This is a genomic window from Yersinia sp. FDAARGOS_228, from assembly GCF_002073315.2.
Taxonomy (GTDB): domain Bacteria; phylum Pseudomonadota; class Gammaproteobacteria; order Enterobacterales; family Enterobacteriaceae; genus Yersinia; species Yersinia intermedia.
In genome coordinates this window covers 4,044,676-4,059,442 of the sequence record NZ_CP020409.2, presented here as the reverse complement: position 1 = coordinate 4,059,442, position 14,767 = coordinate 4,044,676, and the positions used below count along the sequence as shown (strand labels likewise).

Below are 14,767 nucleotides of genomic sequence, written 5' to 3'. Positions count from 1 at the left end.
GTATTTATACCCAATGTAGTGATTGCTGACATCTATTGGTTAATTTAGTTCTATTGACAGCAGTTAGGTGCTAACGCATAAATATGTCCTTATAAAAGCTATTTATCTAATGAAAAATAAAAACTATACATGTCTTAGGGAGACGGGAGTGCAAAGAGCACGATGCTATTTATTGGGAGAGAGTGCGGTGGTTCTGGAGTTGGAACCGCCGGTAACATTAGCAAGCCAGCAACGGATCTGGGGCTTGGCTGATCGTCTGATTCATCATCCTGACGTCCTTGAAGCGATTCCGGGTATGAATAATCTGACCTTATTACTGTCAGATCCACAAAACACGGCGCTGGACGCCATTGAACGCCTCCAACGCTGGTGGGAGGAGAGCGAGTCATTAGTACCTGAATCACGTGATATCACCATTCCGGTGATTTATGGCGGTGAGGCTGGCCCAGATCTGGCTGAAGTGGCTCGTCACACCGGCATGACAGAGCGTCAGGTGGTGGAGTGCCACGCTGGTGCGAGCTATATCGTCTATTTTCTGGGTTTCCAACCGGGCTTCTCATATTTGGGCGGCATGCCGGAAAAACTCGCTACGCCACGGCGTGCTGAGCCACGCTTAGTGGTCGCGCCCGGTTCTGTCGGCATCGGCGGCAGCCAAACCGGAATCTATCCACTGGCAACGCCCGGTGGCTGGCAACTTATTGGCCGCACATCGTTGGCACTGTTTAACCCGCTGGAGATGCCGCCAACCTTGTTACGGCCCGGCGATAACGTGCGCTTCCTACCCTTAAAGGAGGGCGTATGCTGAATATTATCCGTTCAGGCATTTACACCACAGTACAAGATAATGGCCGTGGCGGTTTTCGCCGTTTGGGAATCAGCCAAGGTGGAGCACTCGATTTACCGGCGCTAAGCATGGCGAATATGCTGGTAGGTAATGAGCCTGATGCTGCCGGGCTGGAAATTACCCTCGGTCAGTTTACGGCACAATTTACTCAACCGGGCTGGATAGCGGTGACAGGAGCCGGTTGCGATGCCCGGCTTGATAACCAATTGCTGTGGACTGGCTGGCGTTACCCAGTCAAACCAGGGCAGCAGCTAAAACTCAGTGTGCCATATCGGGGAATGCGCAGCTATTTGGCCATCTCTGGAGGGATCGCAGTACCGGAGATGTTGGGTTCACGCAGTACCGACCTGAAAGCCGGGTTTGGCGGTTATCAGGGGCGGCTGATCAAAGATGGTGACACCCTGCCATTAGGCCAGATCACACGTTTGCCTCGTGAGTCTGTCGGCATCAAGCAATTGCTATTTGGTAACCGTGTTCGGGCAGTTCCTGGCCCGGAATATCATGAGTTCGACGATATCGCACAGGGTGCTTTTTGGCGTGAAGCCTGGCAACTTAGCCCACAGAGCAATCGTATGGGATATCGCCTGACCGGGCGCGAATTAGCCCGCACCACGGACCGCGAGATGCTATCCCATGGGCTATTGCCCGGTGTGGTGCAAGTACCGCACAACGGCCAGCCGATTGTGCTGATGGCTGACGCACAGACAACCGGCGGTTATCCGCGCATTGCCTGCGTTATCGAAGCAGATCTTTACCATTTAGCTCAACTTAGGCTCGGTGAACCAGTGCATTTTGTGCCATGCACGGTTGAGGAGGCACTGCGTGCCAAAGTGGAGCAACAGCATTTCTTAAAACAAATCGAATGGGGTTTACAGCAAGGATTCGATGCGACGGAGGCCAAATGAAGATTGATTTAAACGCCGATTTAGGTGAAGGCTGCGCTAATGATCACGCGCTGCTGCAATTAGTCAGTTCAGCCAATATAGCCTGTGGTTTTCATGCCGGTGATGCGCAGACCATGCGCCAGTCGGTGCTCTGGGCTATGGAATATGGTGTTGCTATCGGTGCGCATCCGAGCTTCCCTGATCGCGAGAATTTTGGCCGAACCGCGATGCAGTTGCCCCCTGAGACGGTGTATGCCCAAGTGGTTTATCAATTAGGTGCTTTGGCAGCCATCGTGAAGGCGGAGGGCGGCGTGATGCAACATGTGAAACCTCATGGCATGTTGTATAACCAGGCGGCGGTTGATCCTTTGCTGGCGGATGCAATAGCAAAAGCAGTGAAAGCGGTGGACTCGTCGTTACGGCTGGTTGGATTAGCGGGAAGCGAATTGATCCGTGCCGGTGAGCGCGCAGGTTTGGTGACCCGGCAAGAGGTATTTGCTGATCGTCGCTATCAAGGTGATGGCACTCTAGTGCCGCGCAGCCAGCCAGATGCCTTAATTGAAAGTGACGAGTTGGCGTTGTCACAAACCCTGGCAATGGTGCAGCGTCAGCAGGTTCAGGCTCGTGATAGCAGTTGGGTAGCGGTACAAGCGGATACAGTATGTGTCCACGGTGATGGTGCCCATGCCTTGGATTTTGCCCGCCGTTTACGCCACAGTTTTCAACAGCAAAATATTACAGTAACCGCGCAGTAAGATGGTCGTTGGGCAGTAAAAATCATAACCGCCTGGCCCGGGTGGAATGGCTTCATCAATTAGCTACGTATCACACTTTATAAAAACACTTTAGGACAGGAGAGTCACCTTGGAACAAACGGTAAACCTTTGGCCGCTAATTGGTATTGCGGCGATCGTAATCGGATTTTTACTGCGCATAAACGCAGTACTGGTGGTGATTACCGCCGGCATCATCACGGGTCTGGCGGCGTTAATGCCAATAGCCACTATTTTGGAAAAGCTGGGTGAAGGTTTTCTCAATACCCGCAACCTGCCCCTGATTCTGTTACTGCCACTGGCTGTTATCGGTTTGCTGGAGCGCCACGGCTTGAAAGAGCGAGCGCAGGCGTGGATTTCACAAATTAAAAGTGCCACCTCTGGCCGTTTGTTGATTGTGTATCTGTTTGTGCGTGAAGCGACAGCCGCGCTGGGTTTAACTAGCTTGGGGGGGCATGCGCAAATGGTACGGCCATTGCTGGCACCGATGGCAGAAGGTGCGGCTCAGACCCGTTATGGTGAGTTACCGGAAAAAGTGCGTTATCGCCTGCGTGCAATGTCGGCCGCGACCGATAACGTCGGGTTGTTTTTCGGTGAAGATATCTTTGTTGCTTTCGGTGCGATTATTTTTATGCACAACTTTATGCTGGAATCCGGTGGCATTCAGACTGAGCCGTTACACATTGCGTTGTGGGGTATCCCGACCGCGATTTGTGCTTTCCTGATCCACGCTTACCGTTTGCAACGTTTGGATAAACACCTCGCCGCTGAGTTAACCGCGCTGAATCAGTCTGCTTTGGCTACCAAGGGAGACGCAAAATGATTTTCCAACAACAATATCTTTATTGGTTGGCTGGCGTGGTGCTGCTGATTGTCGCGCTAATGTCATTTCGTGATAAGGCCAACCCGCGCCGTATCACCACCGGTTTATTTTGGGGATTATACGGGCTGATTTTCCTGGTGGGCGATTGGACCTATCGTCTGGCCAATGCTTTGGCGGGCGAGGGGCCGGATGAGAAACGCATTCTGAATATTACTGTCGGTGTGGTCGTCGTGATTATGGCGCTGATTGCCGGTTTTGGTGGGGTAAAACTGGGTAGTTATCATCAACGCACCCCAGAGCAGCGCGAAGTGAGTGCCAAGCGTTTGGGTAACCGGCTGTTCATCCCGGCATTGACGATCCCGGTGGTGACGGTTATTGGTGTGCTGCTGTTTAACAATATCCCCGCGCTGGATCAATGGCTGTTTGGCACCGGTAACCACTCTACCTTGGTCACCTTATTCTCCATGACTGTTGGTTGTGTTCTCGGTTTGATTATTGCGGTCGTCATGACCCACGAAACTGCGGCACAACCGGTGCAGGAAGCACGGCGTCTGCTGGACTCCATCGGTTGGGCATTTATCTTGCCACAAATATTGGCCACCCTTGGCTTGCTGTTTACCACCGCCGGGGTTGGAACCGCGATTGCCCATCTGACACAAGAATATCTGGCGGTAGATCATCGCTTTGTCGCTGTGGCGGTCTATGCTATTGGCATGGCACTGTTAACCATGATCATGGGTAATGCCTTTGCTGCCTTCCCCATCGTCACTGCCGGTATTGGTATTCCAATTTTAGTGTTGCAACACGGCGGTAATCCCGCAGTGATGGCGGCTATTGGTATGTTCTCGGGTTACTGCGGTACCTTAATGACCCCGATGGCAGCCAACTTTAATATCGTTCCTGCTGCGTTATTGGAGTTGCCGGATAAGAATGCGGTGATTAAAGCCCAAATTCCAACCGGGGTGACTCTGTTGATTGTTAACGTATTCTTGCTGTATTTCCTGATGTTCCTCTAGGAGTGGTGATGAGAAGTGTATTAATTACCGGGTTTGAGCCATTTGGTGGGGAGCGAGTAAATCCTTCTTGGGAAGTGGTCAAACAACTGAATGATTTAATGCTGGGTGGGGTCAGAGTGGTGGCTCGCCAGTTGCCTTGCGCCTTTGGTGAAGCATTAACTGCACTGAATGCCGCGATAGATGAGATTCAGCCAGTATTGGTGCTGGCTGTCGGTCAGGCCGGGGGGCGTGCCGATATTACTATCGAACGGGTAGCCATTAACGTTGATGATGCTCGTATTCCTGACAATTTGGGGAATCAGCCGGTAGACCAACCGATAGTTGAGGATGGCCCGGCGGCGTACTTTACCCGTTTACCGATCAAGGCGATGGTGCAAGGTATCCGTGAGGCGGGCATTCCGGCTTCGGTCTCCCAGACGGCTGGGACCTATGTCTGTAACCATGTGATGTACGGGTTATTACATCGCTTAAATCAGTTCAATAATGAGGTAAAGGGGGGATTCATTCATATCCCTTATCTGCCGGAACAGGCGGTAGCTCACCCTGGAGCACCCAGTATGTCGACACATTCAGTGTTGATAGCCTTAGAACTGGCTATCTCTATTGCCATGCAAATTGAACACGATCTGCATATATCAGGTGGCGCAATTCACTGATTTATCTATAAAAAAACGCCACCTTCACAGGTGGCGCTCTCATCATAAACAGCCTGACTTCTCTGCTTATTTCTTCAGTTGACTATTGAAATCACGTTCGGCATAACCGGTATAAAGCTGACGCGGACGGGCAATTTTGAGGCCCTCATCGTGCATTTCATTCCAGTGAGCAATCCAGCCAATGGTACGGGCTATCGCGAACATCACAGTAAACATTGAAGACGGGATCCCCATGGCTTTCAGGATGATACCTGAATAGAAGTCCACGTTTGGATACAGTTTTTTCTCAACGAAGTAAGGGTCTTCCAGAGCGATACGTTCCAGCTCTTTCGCGACAGCAAATAGGCTGTCATTTTCCAGTTTGAGTTCTTTCAATACCTCGTCACAGGTTTCTTTCATCACCGTCGCGCGTGGATCGTAATTCTTATACACACGGTGACCGAAGCCCATCAGGCGGAACGAGTCGTTTTTATCTTTCGCGCGTTTGATAAATTCTGGAATGTGCTCGACGGATTTAATCTCTTCCAGCATTTTCAGACAGGCTTCGTTCGCGCCGCCGTGAGCTGGCCCCCACAGGGATGCTATCCCCGCAGCGATACAGGCAAACGGATTAGCGCCCGAAGAACCGGCGGTGCGCACCGTAGAGGTAGAGGCGTTCTGTTCGTGGTCGGCATGCAGGATAAATATACGATCCATCGCACGTTCCAGCACCGGGTTGACTTCATATTCCTCGCAGGGTGTGGAGAACATCATGCGCAGGAAGTTACCGGCATAGGACAGGTCGTTACGTGGATAAACAAACGGCTGGCCGATGGAATATTTGTAACACATGGCAGCCACTGTTGGCATTTTAGACAGCAGACGGAAGGCGGTAATTTCACGATGGCGCTCGTTATTAACATCCAGAGCATCATGGTAGAAAGCGGCCAGCGCACCTGTCACCCCACATAATACTGCCATCGGATGTGAGTCGCGACGGAACCCACGGAACAGGCTGGTGATTTGCTCGTGGATCATGGTGTGGCGGGTTACTGTCGCTTTGAAGGTTTCATACTCTTCTGCTGTGGGTGTTTCGCCGTACAACAGAATGTAGCAAACTTCCAGATAAGTAGAGTTTTTTGCCAATTGATCAATGGGGTATCCACGGTGCAGTAGGATCCCTTTATCACCATCGATAAATGTGATTTTTGATTCACAGGACGCGGTAGAGGTAAACCCAGGGTCATAGGTAAAATACCCTTTAGAACCTAAAGTGCTGACGTCGATCACGTCAGTGCCGAGGGTTGGGGATAGAACCTTCAGTTCAATCGCAGCTTCGCCTGTCAGATTCAGCGTCGCTTTTTTATCAGCCATTTACAGTCTCCTTCGCGCTTATTTTAAAAACCTCTAACAACTGGAATGTCTTAGATGCCCGCAGGGCATTATCTCATCGGCACTGCTCTGTTTGATTCACGATTAAACGTTTTATTCACGATTAAAACATGATTTAGGGTACAGAGTGTTTTACCAATGCGGCCAGCGATCCGAGAGGTTGGATCGATAGCGACGTTACAAAGTTGTTAATGATTTGTCGGATACTTATCGTTTATGGTTCATTGCCTACGATATCTATGGGGATATTCACTTAATACACTGTTGCATAACTTAGGCTTATGGGGAAGTGTATCCGCAGACCTTTAGTGCATCATAGGGCTTATTTCTACCCTAGTTGTAATGGAAATGTTTATTCTTTGTCAAATCAGATAATTAATTTTATATAAATTGTGTAAATCGTGATCCTAATCACTGTTCAGGGGAAATGTTACCAATCAGTTTGTGTGGGAATTGTAATAAGAATGTGAACCACCTATACTGCCGCCAGGTCTCCGGATTACCCTGTAGTAGGAGCACCCAGCGTTATACAGAACACGTCATCTAAGCATGCAGGATGTTATGTTTAAATGTGCGATGTGAAGGGTTTCGGCTCTTAACGCTGTCTGATCCCAACAAGGCCCGGAGGAAGGAAAATAATAAGAGCTGTGTGGGCAAAACCGTGAAAAAACAAAGACCTGTCAACTTGGATCTGCAAACGATTCGATTTCCTGTTACTGCGATAGCGTCCATTTTACACCGAGTCTCTGGCGTAATTACTTTCGTTGCCGTTGGTATCCTCCTCTGGCTGTTAGGTTTGTCTGTTTCCTCGCAAGAGGGATTCATGCAAGCAGCAGTCATCATGAATAGCTTTTTTGTTAAATTCATCTTCTGGGGAATACTCACTGCACTGGCCTATCACGTTTGCGGTGGCATCCGTCACTTGCTTATGGATTTCGGCTATATCGAAGAGAGCTTGGCTGCGGGGACCCGCTCCGCCCAAGTAGCAATGGTGTTAACCTTGGTGCTGTCAGTTTTAGCTGGAGTCCTTGTATGGTAAGCAATGCTTCTGCGTTAGGGCGTAATGGAGTACACGACTGGCTGTTACTGCGTGCTTCTGCAATCGTCATCACTCTTTATATTCTTTATATTCTGGGCTTCGTTGCTATTGTCCCAGACATCACCTACGAAGTCTGGCGCGGCTTTTTCGCCTCGCACATCACAAAAGTATTTACCCTGCTGACCTTGCTGTCGATTCTGGCTCACGCCTGGATTGGTCTGTGGCAGGTATTAACGGACTATATAAAGCCGCTAGCGGTACGACTGGTGTTACAACTGGCCGTCGTGGTTACGCTGCTGGTCTATCTACTGTATGGAACAATTGTGGTGTGGGGTGCTTAAATGAAACTGCCGGTCAGAGAGTTTGACGCTGTTGTTGTCGGTGCAGGTGGTGCAGGTATGCGCGCCGCACTGCAAATTTCACAAATGGGGCTGTCTTGTGCCCTGATATCTAAAGTTTTCCCTACCCGTTCTCATACGGTATCTGCGCAGGGCGGTATTACCGTGGCGCTGGGTAATACCCATGAAGATAACTGGGAATGGCATATGTATGACACGGTAAAAGGCTCCGATTATATCGGTGACCAGGATGCCATTGAATATATGTGTAAAACCGGTCCAGAAGCGGTACTTGAACTGGAACATATGGGGTTACCTTTCTCCCGTTTAGAAGATGGCAGCATTTATCAGCGGCCATTCGGTGGGCAATCGCGCAACTTTGGCGGTGAGCAGGCGGCGCGTACTGCGGCAGCCGCTGACCGTACCGGCCATGCGCTATTACACACCCTTTATCAGCAAAACCTGAAAAACCACACCACTATCTTCTCTGAGTGGTATGCCCTGGATCTGGTGAAAAATCAGGATGGCGCCTTTGTTGGCTGTACGGCTATCTGTATTGAAACCGGTGAAGTGGTCTATTTCAAAGCGCGGGCAACGGTGTTGGCCACCGGTGGTGCCGGGCGTATCTATCAATCAACCACCAATGCGCACATTAATACTGGTGACGGCGTGGGCATGGCACTGCGTGCCGGTGTGCCGGTGCAAGATATGGAAATGTGGCAGTTCCACCCGACAGGCATTGCCGGGGCGGGGGTGTTGGTTACTGAAGGTTGCCGTGGTGAAGGCGGTTATCTGCTGAATAAACACGGTGAACGTTTTATGGAACGTTATGCCCCGAACGCCAAAGATTTGGCGGGTCGTGACGTAGTGGCACGTTCCATTATGATTGAAATCCGTGAAGGTCGTGGCTGTGATGGTCCTTGGGGCCCGCATGCCAAACTGAAATTAGATCACTTGGGTAAAGATGTGCTGGAATCCCGCCTGCCGGGTATCCTTGAGTTATCTCGCACCTTTGCTCATGTTGACCCAATCAAAGAGCCTATTCCTGTTATCCCAACCTGCCATTACATGATGGGCGGTATTCCGACCAAAGTGACCGGTCAGGCAATTACTGTAAATGAAAAGGGTGAAGATGTTGTTATCCCTGGCTTGTTTGCGGTAGGTGAAATTGCCTGTGTTTCCGTCCACGGTGCCAACCGTCTGGGTGGCAACTCATTGCTGGACCTGGTGGTGTTTGGTCGTGCCGCCGGTATGCATCTGCAAGAGTCGTTACTGGAGCAGGGGGCTAGCCGCGATGCCAGTGAATCAGATATTGAAGCCTCACTGGCGCGAATGAACCGTTGGAACAATACCCGTTCAGGCGAAGATCCAGTCGAGATCCGCAAAGCACTGCAATCTTGCATGCAGCATAACTTCTCGGTATTCCGTGAAGGTGATGCAATGGCAAAAGGGTTGGAAGAGCTAAAAACTATCCGTGAACGTCTGCAAAATGCCCGTCTGGATGACACTTCTAGTGAGTTCAATACCCAGCGTATTGAATGCCTGGAATTGGATAATCTGATGGAAACTGCGTTTTCCACTGCCGTATCAGCAAACTTCCGTACCGAAAGTCGTGGTGCTCATAGCCGTTTCGACTTCCCAGACCGTGATGATGCTAACTGGTTGTGCCATTCGCTCTATTTGCCAGGCACTGAAAGCATGACCCGCCGTGAGGTAAACATGCAGCCTAAGCTACGCGCGGCATTCCCGCCGAAAGTGCGTTCTTATTAATGCATGTGTTGTGTTGAGAGGGTTAAACCTAACCCGTTGCGGAGGAAAAGGTCATGAAACTTGAGTTCTCAATTTATCGTTATAACCCGGACGTCGATAACGCGCCGCACATGCAAGATTTTGAGCTGGAAGCGGAAGAAGGCCGGGATATGATGTTGCTGGATGCGCTTATCCAGTTGAAAGAAAAAGATCCCACCCTGTCGTTTCGCCGTTCATGCCGTGAAGGTGTGTGTGGCTCAGACGGTTTGAATATGAATGGCAAAAATGGTCTGGCTTGTATTACGCCAGTCTCGGCGTTGCAAAAGGGTAATAAAAAGATTGTGATTCGCCCATTGCCGGGGTTACCGGTGGTGCGGGATTTAGTGGTCGATATGGGGCAGTTTTATACTCAATACGAGAAAATCAAACCTTACCTGTTGAATGATGGCAAAAATCCGCCGGCACGTGAGCATTTGCAATCACCGGAACAGCGCGAAAAACTGGATGGTTTGTATGAATGTATCCTGTGCGCCTGTTGCTCGACATCTTGTCCGTCATTCTGGTGGAATCCAGATAAGTTTGTCGGCCCGGCAGGATTACTGGCTGCCTATCGTTTCCTGATAGACAGCCGTGATACTGAAACAGCAGCACGTTTGGATGATCTGGACGACGCTTTTAGTGTTTTCCGCTGCCATAGCATCATGAATTGTGTCAGTGTTTGTCCTAAAGGCCTTAACCCGACCAAAGCAATTGGTCACATTAAGTCTATGTTGTTACAGCGTAGCGCATGATAGTTACCGCGTAGCGCATGTATAGCGGCAGCGTAGTGATTGATAGCTACGCTGTCGTGAATGATAGTTGCAACGTAGAGCATGATGTGAGTTTATTAGCCCGGGGAATGTATTTCCCGGGTTGCTTCAAGGTAGGGAATCTCTAAAAGCCGGCACGCAGTCAGTTTTTAGAGGTTCCTTGAACGGGACCGTTAAGGTCCATAACAGAACGTGCATTGAGCACGTCGAGTGAACCGTTTTTACGGCAAACCGTTTATATTACGGTGTATATGTTAACCACGGCGAAAACTGAAGCTTCAAAGCTTAAGGGATCATGATGCAGAACGGCGCAATGAAGGCCTGGCTGGATTCCTCCTATCTGGCGGGCGCGAACCAGTCCTACATAGAGCAGCTCTATGAAGACTTTTTAACCGATCCTGGTTCCGTTGATGATAGTTGGCGTTCAATTTTTCAACAGCTACCAACAACGGGTGTAAAACCTGATCAGTTCCACTCTCAAACACGTGAGTATTTCCGTCGCCTGGCGAAGGATTCCTCTCGTTATAACTCATCCATCAGCGATCCTGAAAATGATGCCAAGCAAGTTAAGGTGTTGCAGTTAATCAACGCCTTCCGCTTCCGTGGTCATCAACATGCCAACCTTGATCCACTCGGTTTGTGGAAGCAGGAGTCTGTTCCAGACCTCGAGCCTTCCTACCACCATCTGACCGAAGCCGATTTCCAGAACACCTTCAATGTGGGATCTTTTGCTATTGGCAAAGAAACCATGAAGTTGTCTGACTTGTATACAGCACTGAAGCAGACCTATTGTGGTTCTATTGGCGCTGAATACATGCACATTACCAACACCGAAGAGAAACGCTGGATTCAGCAGCGCATTGAGTCGGTAGTTGGGAAACCGACATTCAGCGATGAAGAGAAGCGTCGCTTCTTGAGCGAATTGACTGCCGCTGAAGGTCTGGAGCGTTATTTAGGGGCTAAATTCCCAGGCGCGAAGCGTTTCTCGCTGGAGGGCGGCGATTCGCTGGTCACCATGTTGAAAGAGATGATTCGCCATGCGGGTAAAAATGGCACCCGCGAAGTGGTTCTGGGTATGGCTCACCGTGGCCGCCTCAACGTATTGATCAACGTTTTGGGTAAGAAACCGGAAGATTTGTTTGACGAATTTTCCGGTAAGCATAAAGAGCATTTGGGGACCGGTGACGTTAAATATCACCAAGGTTTCTCATCCGATGTGGAAACTGAAGGTGGTCTGGTTCATCTGGCACTGGCCTTTAACCCATCCCATCTGGAAATTGTCAGCCCAGTGGTTATCGGTTCGGTACGTGCACGCCGTGACCGTCTGGATGAAGCCCGCAGCAATATGGTTCTGCCAATTACCATTCATGGTGATGCGGCAATTGCCGGGCAGGGCGTAGTACAAGAAACACTGAATATGTCACAGGCGCGTGGCTATGAAGTGGGCGGGACAGTGCGCATTGTTATCAACAACCAGATTGGTTTCACCACCTCGAACCCACTGGATGCCCGTTCTACCCAATACTGTACCGATATCGCCAAAATGGTACAGGCACCGATTTTCCACGTGAATGCTGATGATCCTGAAGCTGTGGCGTTTGTTACCCGTCTGGCGTTGGATTTCCGTAACACCTTTAAACGTGACGTGATGATCGATCTGGTTTGCTACCGCCGCCATGGGCATAACGAAGCCGATGAGCCAAGTGCAACGCAACCCGTGATGTATCAGAAGATTAAAAAGCACCCGACGCCGCGCAAGATTTATGCTGACAAGCTGACCGAGCAAAATATCGCCAGCCTGGAAGATGCCACGGAAATGGTCAACCTGTATCGTGATGCGCTGGATGGTGGTGACTGTGTGGTGGAAGAGTGGCGTCCGATGAATCTGCAATCCTTCACCTGGTCGCCGTATCTGAACCATGAGTGGGACGAAGAATATCCAAGCAAAGTTGAGATGAAACGCCTGCAAGATCTGGCGCGTCGCATCAGCCATGCGCCGGAAGCCATTGAAATGCAATCCCGTGTTGCCAAGATTTATGGTGATCGTGCCTTGATGGCAAGTGGTGAGAAGCCGTTTGACTGGGGTGGGGCTGAAACACTGGCTTATGCAACGCTGGTAGATGAAGGGATCCCTATTCGTTTGTCCGGTGAAGACGCGGGGCGCGGTACCTTCTTCCATCGTCATGCGGTCATTCATAACCAGAAAAATGGCTCGGTTTATGTGCCGCTGGCGAATGTACACAGCGGGCAGGGTGACTTCCAGGTCTGGGACTCCGTGCTGTCAGAAGAAGCGGTGTTGGCATTTGAATATGGCTATGCCACCGCAGAACCACGCACCCTGACTATCTGGGAAGCGCAGTTTGGTGACTTTGCCAACGGTGCGCAAGTGGTTATCGACCAGTTCATCAGCTCCGGTGAGCAGAAATGGGGCCGGATGTGTGGCCTGGTGATGCTGCTGCCACATGGTTATGAAGGGCAGGGTCCAGAGCACTCTTCTGCACGATTGGAGCGTTATCTGCAACTTTGTGCCGAACAAAATATGCAGGTGTGTATCCCTTCTACGCCGGCGCAGGTTTATCACATGATCCGCCGCCAGGCATTACGCGGTATGCGTCGTCCGCTGGTGGTAATGTCACCTAAGTCATTGTTGCGTCATCCGTTGGCCATATCATCGCTTGATGAATTGGCAAATGGCAGCTTCTTGCCAGCGATTGGCGAAGTTGACGAGATGGATGCGAAAGGCGTCAAACGTGTCGTCATGTGTTCAGGCAAAGTGTATTACGATTTGCTGGAACAACGCCGTAAGAATGGGCAAACCGATGTTGCTATCGTGCGTATCGAGCAGCTTTATCCGTTCCCGCATCATGCTGTACAAGCGGTGTTGGAACAATTCGCTCATGTGCATGATTTCGTCTGGTGCCAGGAAGAGCCGCTGAACCAAGGGGCCTGGTATTGCAGCCAGCACAATTTCCGCGAAGTGATTCCATTCGGTGCTTCCTTGCGTTATGCAGGTCGCCCGGCATCAGCTTCACCGGCAGTTGGATACATTTCCGTACACCAGAAACAACAACAAGCTCTGGTTAATGACGCGCTGACCGTCGAGTAGCGAGCCGGTTAACATATAAAGGATAGAGAATGAGTAGCGTAGATATTAATGTTCCTGACCTCCCTGAGTCTGTGGCTGATGGCTCTGTAGCAACTTGGCACAAGAAACCGGGCGACAGCGTTAAACGCGATGAAGTGCTGGTTGAGATTGAAACGGACAAAGTGATTCTGGAAGTTCCGGCCAGTCAGGACGGTATTTTAGACGCCATTTTGGAAGACGAAGGCGCGACTGTGACCTCACGTCAGGTTCTGGGCCGTATTCGTCCAAGTGACAGCTCAGGCAAGCCGACGGAAGAAAAAAGTCAAAGTACCGAGTCCACTCCGGCACAGCGTCAGACTGCTAGCCTGGAAGAAGAGAGTAACGAGACTCTCAGCCCGGCAATTCGTCGTCTGATTGCGGAACATGACCTTGATGCTACTGCCATTAAAGGCAGCGGCGTGGGTGGCCGTATTACCCGTGAAGATGTCGATAGTCATTTGGCAAACCGTAAATCGGCACCAGCAGTGGCTGAAACCAAAGTCGCTGCCGCCGCACCTGCCGCACTGGCTAGCCGCAGCGAAAAACGCGTACCTATGACCCGTCTGCGTAAACGTGTTGCTGAGCGTCTGTTGGAAGCGAAAAACAGTACAGCGATGCTGACCACGTTTAACGAAATCAATATGAAGCCGATCATGGACCTGCGTAAGCAGTACGGTGAAGCTTTCGAGAAGCGTCACGGTGTTCGTCTGGGCTTTATGTCCTTCTATATCAAAGCGGTAGTTGAAGCTCTGAAACGCTATCCTGAAGTGAATGCTTCTATTGATGGCGAAGATGTGGTTTACCACAACTACTTTGATGTCAGTATTGCGGTGTCTACCCCACGCGGTCTGGTAACCCCAGTGTTGCGTGATGTCGATACCCTGGGTATGGCTGATATCGAGAAGAAAATCAAAGAACTGGCTGTAAAAGGCCGTGACGGCAAACTGAAGGTTGAAGAACTGACTGGCGGTAATTTCACGATTACTAATGGCGGCGTATTCGGCTCCCTGATGTCGACTCCGATCATTAACCCACCACAAAGCGCGATCCTTGGTATGCATGCTATCAAAGACAGGCCAATGGCGGTAAATGGTCAGGTAGTGATTCTGCCAATGATGTATTTGGCACTGTCCTACGATCACCGTTTGATTGATGGCCGCGAGTCTGTCGGCTACCTGGTGACGGTGAAAGAGATGCTGGAAGATCCAGCTCGCTTACTGCTCGACGTATAAAAAAGATAAATGACAAGGTCAGTCTGGTTGCAAGGTGTTGATTAACCTGCCTCCGCGCAATCAGGCTACCTAGTAGGCTTCGGCCCATCTCAGACCTTATATGGATAGA

General features: G+C 50.4%; 13 protein-coding genes. 12 read left to right on the top strand and 1 reads right to left on the bottom strand.

Features of this window, described 5'->3' with window-relative positions:
- Positions 1–148 precede the first annotated feature (148 nt).
- The 6 genes from pxpB to pcp all read left to right on the top strand — a co-directional run bounded on the left by pxpB (position 149) and on the right by pcp (position 4,996).
- A complete protein-coding gene (pxpB, locus tag A6J67_RS18855) occupies positions 149–805 on the top strand; it encodes a 5-oxoprolinase subunit PxpB (protein WP_050086195.1) in 657 nt (218 codons plus the stop codon).
- On the top strand, positions 799–1,749 hold the full coding sequence (gene pxpC / locus A6J67_RS18850) for a 5-oxoprolinase subunit PxpC (RefSeq protein WP_050074695.1): 951 nt from the start codon (positions 799–801) through the stop codon (positions 1,747–1,749). The genes pxpB and pxpC overlap by 7 nt, the downstream gene beginning before the upstream one ends.
- The gene (gene pxpA, locus A6J67_RS18845) at positions 1,746–2,483 is read left to right on the top strand and encodes a 5-oxoprolinase subunit PxpA (protein ID WP_042569402.1); all 738 of its coding nucleotides are present in this window, start codon (positions 1,746–1,748) and stop codon (positions 2,481–2,483) included. The genes pxpC and pxpA overlap by 4 nt, the downstream gene beginning before the upstream one ends.
- A gap of 109 nt (positions 2,484–2,592) precedes the next feature.
- Positions 2,593–3,324, top strand: coding sequence for a DUF969 domain-containing protein (locus A6J67_RS18840; RefSeq protein WP_042569403.1), 732 nt, complete (start codon positions 2,593–2,595; stop codon positions 3,322–3,324).
- Positions 3,321–4,340 carry a DUF979 domain-containing protein gene (locus A6J67_RS18835; protein ID WP_042569404.1) on the top strand — a complete coding sequence of 340 codons (1,020 nt, stop codon included), beginning with the start codon at positions 3,321–3,323 and terminating at the stop codon, positions 4,338–4,340. The genes A6J67_RS18840 and A6J67_RS18835 overlap by 4 nt, the downstream gene beginning before the upstream one ends.
- A gap of 8 nt (positions 4,341–4,348) precedes the next feature.
- Positions 4,349–4,996: a pyroglutamyl-peptidase I gene (gene pcp, locus A6J67_RS18830; RefSeq protein ID WP_032907052.1), complete on the top strand. Its 648-nt coding sequence runs from the start codon at positions 4,349–4,351 to the stop codon at positions 4,994–4,996.
- 66 nt (positions 4,997–5,062) lie between these two features.
- Here pcp and A6J67_RS18825 read toward each other — a convergent pair whose 3' ends face one another.
- Complete coding sequence (locus A6J67_RS18825; RefSeq protein ID WP_005188942.1) at positions 5,063–6,349, bottom strand: citrate synthase; 1,287 nt, start codon at positions 6,347–6,349, stop codon at positions 5,063–5,065.
- Positions 6,350–7,016: 667 nt separating this feature from the next.
- On the opposite strand from A6J67_RS18825, the gene sdhC reads away from it, so the two are divergent.
- The 6 genes from sdhC (at position 7,017) to odhB (ending at position 14,658) form a co-directional block, all read left to right on the top strand.
- Complete coding sequence (gene sdhC / locus A6J67_RS18820) at positions 7,017–7,406, top strand: succinate dehydrogenase cytochrome b556 subunit (RefSeq protein WP_032907076.1); 390 nt, start codon at positions 7,017–7,019, stop codon at positions 7,404–7,406.
- Positions 7,400–7,747, top strand: a complete 348-nt coding sequence (gene sdhD / locus A6J67_RS18815) for a succinate dehydrogenase membrane anchor subunit (RefSeq protein WP_005188945.1) — start codon at positions 7,400–7,402, stop codon at positions 7,745–7,747. Before sdhC ends, sdhD begins: the two co-directional genes overlap by 7 nt.
- Complete coding sequence (gene sdhA, locus A6J67_RS18810; protein WP_005188948.1) at positions 7,748–9,514, top strand: succinate dehydrogenase flavoprotein subunit; 1,767 nt, start codon at positions 7,748–7,750, stop codon at positions 9,512–9,514. It abuts the gene before it with no gap.
- A gap of 53 nt (positions 9,515–9,567) precedes the next feature.
- Positions 9,568–10,284, top strand: a complete 717-nt coding sequence (locus A6J67_RS18805) for a succinate dehydrogenase iron-sulfur subunit (protein ID WP_005188950.1) — start codon at positions 9,568–9,570, stop codon at positions 10,282–10,284.
- Positions 10,285–10,600: 316 nt separating this feature from the next.
- Positions 10,601–13,408, top strand: a complete 2,808-nt coding sequence (gene sucA, locus A6J67_RS18800; RefSeq protein ID WP_080608319.1) for a 2-oxoglutarate dehydrogenase E1 component — start codon at positions 10,601–10,603, stop codon at positions 13,406–13,408.
- A 29-nt stretch (positions 13,409–13,437) separates the two neighbouring features.
- Positions 13,438–14,658 (top strand): 2-oxoglutarate dehydrogenase complex dihydrolipoyllysine-residue succinyltransferase, encoded by a 1,221-nt coding sequence (gene odhB / locus A6J67_RS18795; RefSeq protein WP_005188954.1) that lies wholly within the window; start codon positions 13,438–13,440, stop codon positions 14,656–14,658.
- The last annotated feature ends 109 nt before the right edge of the window (positions 14,659–14,767 follow it).

Bases quoted from the DNA above. Each gene is read 5' to 3' on its own strand.
- pxpC (WP_050074695.1), top strand. From the start codon at position 799: ATGCTGAATATTATCCGTTCAGGCATTTACACCACAGTACAAGATAAT.
- pxpA (WP_042569402.1), top strand. From the start codon at position 1,746: ATGAAGATTGATTTAAACGCCGATTTAGGTGAAGGCTGCGCTAATGAT.
- A6J67_RS18835 (WP_042569404.1), top strand. From the start codon at position 3,321: ATGATTTTCCAACAACAATATCTTTATTGGTTGGCTGGCGTGGTGCTG.
- pcp (WP_032907052.1), top strand. From the start codon at position 4,349: ATGAGAAGTGTATTAATTACCGGGTTTGAGCCATTTGGTGGGGAGCGA.
- A6J67_RS18825 (WP_005188942.1), bottom strand. From the start codon at position 6,349: ATGGCTGATAAAAAAGCGACGCTGAATCTGACAGGCGAAGCTGCGATT.
- sdhD (WP_005188945.1), top strand. From the start codon at position 7,400: ATGGTAAGCAATGCTTCTGCGTTAGGGCGTAATGGAGTACACGACTGG.
- sdhA (WP_005188948.1), top strand. From the start codon at position 7,748: ATGAAACTGCCGGTCAGAGAGTTTGACGCTGTTGTTGTCGGTGCAGGT.
- A6J67_RS18805 (WP_005188950.1), top strand. From the start codon at position 9,568: ATGAAACTTGAGTTCTCAATTTATCGTTATAACCCGGACGTCGATAAC.
- sucA (WP_080608319.1), top strand. From the start codon at position 10,601: ATGCAGAACGGCGCAATGAAGGCCTGGCTGGATTCCTCCTATCTGGCG.
- odhB (WP_005188954.1), top strand. From the start codon at position 13,438: ATGAGTAGCGTAGATATTAATGTTCCTGACCTCCCTGAGTCTGTGGCT.